A 4817-nucleotide genomic window follows, 5' to 3' on the forward strand; every position below is an offset into this window, starting at 1 on the left:
AGAATCTGAAATAGTAAACGCCGTAGCCTCTAAGTGATCTTTTGCACGACCAATAGTTCCTTTTCTGTAAACTGCTTCAGTTAATGATGGCCCAATATAAGAATAAGCAACAGTTGTAGCACCTTCAGCTAATAAATTTTCAGCTTTTAAAGCGTCAATCCACATTGCCCAATCTTCTCCGCCCATAACGGCAACAGTGTTTTCAATATCTTCCTCGTTTGCAGGAGCAATAGAAACATCTGAAACTTTTCCTGTATGGAAATCAACTGTTTTATTTGTAAATGTTTGTCCAATTGGTTTTAAAACTGAACGATGTGTAACTCCTGTATTTGGATTTGTACGTACAGGAGAAGCTAAACTATAAATTACAAGATCTACTTGTCCTAAATCTGCTTTAATTAAATCTAGAGTTTCTCTTTTGATTTCGTTTGAGAACGCATCACCGTTGATACTTTTTGCATATAAACCTGCTTTATGAGCTTCTTTTTCGAATGCTGCAGAATTATACCATCCTGGAGAAGCTGTTTTTCCTTCAACTGGCGGTTTTTCAAAAAACACTCCAATTGTTGATGCACCAGAACCAAAAGCACTAGTAATTCTTGAAGCTAATCCGAAACCTGTAGAAGCACCAATAACTAAAACTTTTTTAGCACCAGCGATTTCGCCTTTAGATTTTACGTATTCGATTTGATTTTTTACATTTTGTTCAGCTCCCGTTGGGTGGGCGGTCAAACAAATAAATCCTCTCATTCTAGGTTCTATAATCATCTTGCAATTATTTTTTTTGTATTATTTCAATTTCAGTTTTAATTTTTCAAAAATAGACATTTTATCCTTAACCCTTTTCATATTAGCCTTCATATTGTCAATAAAATTTGGGTTTAATGCATTTTTCTTAGCCTCTTTATAATAGCAATAAGCTGCCGTATATTGGTTTTCGTACTCCGCCATCCTTCCTAATTCACTGTTATATGACGAGTTATCTGCGGTTTCTAAATTTGCTATTGTAAATGCAATATGCTCTTTTGCTTCGGCATAACGTCCAATATCAATGAGTAAATAAGTGTAATTTAAGTATGGAGCTGAATATTTAGGATCAAATTTAATAGCCAATTTATAATGGAAAATTCCTCTTTCGTAATCACTTAGTTTGTTATAATAAATCCATCCCAAATGATTGTGCGCTTTACCAAAATCAGGATATTGCGATAAAATTTCTTCTAGTAATTCTTTTGCTTCTGCTGAATTTCCTTCAGAAATTAACGAATCTGCTTTTATAAACTGATTTTCGTAAAAACTCAAACTCTCCATTTCTATATCTTAATTCAATAATTCTTTGGCGTGGTTTAAAGCCGAATCAGAAATATTTGCTCCTGAAAGCATTTGAGCAATTTCTATAATTCGATTTTCTTGCGATAAAAGCTTCAATTCAGATAATGTATCATCACCAACAGTAGATTTAGAAACTTTAAAATGAGAATCTCCTTTTGCTGCAATTTGCGGTAAATGTGTAATTGCAAATATTTGCATTGTCGAACTCATTTCTTTCATGATCTCTCCCATTCTAATGGCAATTTCTCCAGAAACTCCTGTATCAATTTCGTCAAAAATCAATGTTGGCAATTTTGAATATTTTGCCAAAATCGCTTTCACCGCCAACATAATACGAGACATCTCTCCTCCTGAAGCCACTTTCTTTAACAAACCAAAATCGGTTCCTTTATTGGCAGAAAATAAAAATTGTAATTCATCTTTTCCGTTTTGGAAATAAGTTTCAGACGACTGCAATTCCATATTAAAACGAGCATTCGGCATTCCTAATGTTTCTAAAATTGACACTAACTGTGCTGATAATTTTGGAATCGCATTTACTCTATTTTCGTGTATTTTTGAAGCGTGAATATCTAATTCTGTTGCTTTTTCTTCAATACTTTTAGTCAATAAAGCTATTTCTTCATCCATATTATCCAGTTCCAGCAAGGAATTCCCTAAATCTGATTGAATTTGAAGCAACTCATCGACAGAACTTACCTGATGCTTTTTCTGCAAATTATAAATCGACTGCAGTTTTTGATTGATTAATTCCAATTGTGCTGGATCATTCAATAATTTCTCCGAACAATTTTCTAATTCTTTAGAAACATCATCAAACTCAATAGTTAAGCTTGTTATTCTTTCAAACAATTTTTGATATTCTACAGAGAAAGGCGCGACTTTCTGCAATGCATTTTTAATTTCATTTAAATTATGAAAAACACCAAATTGCTCTTCATTTGCGATTGCCAAAGATTTATCTAGAGATTCTTTAATAATTTCAACATTATTCAGCTTTTCATAATCTGCTTCTAATTCTTCCTGTTCACCAGATTTTAACTGAGCTGCAACCAATTCATTCAACAAAAATGTATGATATTCCTGCTCTTTTCCTGCATCACTTTGCTTTTTAAGCAAAGCATTTAATTTCGATCTATCTGATTTATATGATTTCAGCAGTTTTTGATATTCAGCAATTACTTCAGCATTGTTTGCAATGGCATCAATAATTTTAAACTGAACATTTTCATCTGATAATTCTTGAGTTTGCTGTTGCGAATGGATATCAATCAAATACAAACTCAAATCTTGCAGTTCCTGAAGATTTACGGGACTATCATTTATAAAAGCGCGAGATTTACCAGAAGGCAAAATTTCTCTTCTAATAATCGTTTCATCTTCGTAATCTAAATCATTAGCTTCAAAAAATTCTCTTAAATTGTATTTTCCAATTTCGAATTGTGCCTCAATAACACATTTTTCTTCTTTATTTTTTAATGAGGTAAGATCTGCTCTTTTTCCCAAAACAAGACCAATAGCTCCTAAAATAATAGATTTTCCTGCGCCTGTCTCACCTGTAATTATAGAAAAACCTTTAGAGAAATCTATGGCTAGTTTTTCGATAAGAGCATAATTTTTAATTGACAGTGATGTAATCATAGGGCAGTTTTTGTAAAATGTAAAAAGTTAACTAAGATAGAAAAATGAAAAACGAGATTAATATTTAATCTGCGACCATTTTGTAGAATTTAACGGAGAAACTTTATTTAAGACATCGGTTAAATCTGTAATTGTGATACTTGGTCCTCCAGAAAAAATCGAAACAATTTCATCTGATTTTGCATCAAAGAAAACTCGAGTTATAAAAGCATTTGGTTTAACCGAGTTTAATTTACCAATAAGCATTAATGCATTTTTGATTTTTTCTTTAGCCGCTTTAGTATCCAATGTCATTGCATCCAATCCTGTGTGATAGGCGTAAGTAACCTGACGCAAATCACTGTAAGTCGGCGCAATCATATCGTTGATTAAGTAGTAGCGATTCTGAAGTCCGTCAGATTGATTCCATCCTTTAAAACCTCCTTGTTGTGCAACATTGGCAATATTCTGTGCAGTTTGAAGATAAGGATTTCCTGCACCCATTTGAAAAGTATCGGCATCCATTCCTAAAATCACGTAACAGTAAAAAGATATAACAGAAACCAAATTTGAATCGTAAGTACTTGGATTAAAAAGCAATGGCTCGTACTCCGTATATCTGAAATTAAAATCTTTATCGTTGTAATTTAAAACTGGCGAAGAATATGTAGAATTAAAAATCAATCTCGAAGATTGGACTTGAATTGTTCCTGTAAATTGATCTGAACTATTAGATGATAATGTAATATACATCGAACAGTTTATTCTCTCGTTTTGTTTTAATACAGAACCTGTCCAGTCTGTTTTATTAACAAACTCAGCCAAAGAAGTCTGAAGTGTTTTAAAAACCTGATTATTTGGATTTGTTAGACGTTCTGTATTAATAGTTACTGTACAATTTAGCTGTTGAGCTTGTACAAAACCAAAGCTTAAAAAAACTAATAGCATAACTATCTTATTCATAATCGTCTAGATATTTAATTTTACAAAACATAAAATGGCTTCCAAATTATGCTTTCGGCGTATATTTTAAATTTATGATTTTGAAAAATGCAAAATAACTTTATTCAAAATATCAGCCGCAACAGATTCTTTTGACTTTAATTCCATTGGTTCAATTTCAAAATTTTTATCAATAAAAGTTACTTTATTGGTTTCTTTTTTAAAACCTGCGCCTTTATCTTGTAAGGAATTTAAAACAATCAAATCTAAGTTTTTTTTCTGAATTTTCAGCTTAGCATTTTCAATTTCATTTTCAGTTTCTAATGCAAATCCAATCAAAAACTGATTTTTTTTGATCGCTCCTAAAGAAGATAGTATATCTTTTGTTTTCTCGAGTTCTATCGAAAATTCTACAGTATTTTTCTTAATCTTCTGATCTGCAACAAATTTAGGTCTGTAATCTGCAACAGCTGCTGCTGCGATTGCCGCATCAACTTCATTAAAATACACATGGCAGGCATCGTACATTTCTTGAGCTGAAATCACATCTACTACTTTTATAAGACTGTTTTTAGCTTTCAAATGAGTTGGTCCAGCAATTAAGAACACTTCTGCTCCTAAGCTTGCCGCTTCATTCGCAATATCAAATCCCATTTTTCCTGACGAATGATTTCCAATAAAACGCACAGGGTCTATTGCTTCGTATGTTGGTCCTGCTGTAACAAGTATTTTTTTTCCTTTTAAAGGTAATTTACTTTCCAAATCAGCTTCTAGAAATGCAACAATATTCTCAGGTTCAGCCATTCGACCTTCACCAGACAAACCACTTGCCAATTCTCCGCTTTCAGCAGGAATCATAATGTTTCCGTACTGTTTTAATGCAGCAAAGCTCGATAAAGTCGATGGGTGTTTGTACATATCCA

At 32.5% G+C, this 4817-nt stretch carries 5 protein-coding genes; all 5 read right to left on the minus strand.

The features are described from left to right. Positions 1 to 768 (minus strand): enoyl-ACP reductase FabV (fabV, locus tag B3J44_RS04530; RefSeq protein WP_286966084.1); only part of this gene is annotated, 768 nt, incomplete at its 3' end. Between the two features lie 21 nt (positions 769 to 789). Beyond that, complete coding sequence (locus B3J44_RS04535; protein ID WP_286966085.1) at positions 790 to 1311, minus strand: tetratricopeptide repeat protein; 522 nt, start codon at positions 1309 to 1311, stop codon at positions 790 to 792. A gap of 9 nt (positions 1312 to 1320) precedes the next feature. Continuing rightward, entirely contained in the window at positions 1321 to 2973 is a 1653-nt protein-coding gene (gene recN / locus B3J44_RS04540; protein WP_286966086.1) for a DNA repair protein RecN, read from the minus strand. Between the two features lie 57 nt (positions 2974 to 3030). Continuing rightward, positions 3031 to 3915 carry a DUF4835 family protein gene (locus B3J44_RS04545; protein WP_278022050.1) on the minus strand — a complete coding sequence of 295 codons (885 nt, stop codon included), beginning with the start codon at positions 3913 to 3915 and terminating at the stop codon, positions 3031 to 3033. Between the two features lie 72 nt (positions 3916 to 3987). After that, positions 3988 to 4817: bifunctional phosphopantothenoylcysteine decarboxylase/phosphopantothenate--cysteine ligase CoaBC (gene coaBC, locus B3J44_RS04550; protein ID WP_286966087.1), on the minus strand; the 830-nt coding region annotated here is incomplete at its 5' end.

Source organism: Flavobacterium sp. UBA4854 (assembly GCF_002399805.1).
GTDB lineage: Bacteria > Bacteroidota > Bacteroidia > Flavobacteriales > Flavobacteriaceae > Flavobacterium > Flavobacterium ginsengisoli.

Excerpts from the sequence above, each read along its gene's own strand:
- recN (WP_286966086.1), bottom strand. The coding sequence starts at position 2,973 with ATGATTACATCACTGTCAATTAAAAATTATGCTCTTATCGAAAAACTA.
- B3J44_RS04545 (WP_278022050.1), bottom strand. The coding sequence starts at position 3,915 with ATGAATAAGATAGTTATGCTATTAGTTTTTTTAAGCTTTGGTTTTGTA.
- B3J44_RS04535 (WP_286966085.1), bottom strand. The coding sequence starts at position 1,311 with ATGGAGAGTTTGAGTTTTTACGAAAATCAGTTTATAAAAGCAGATTCG.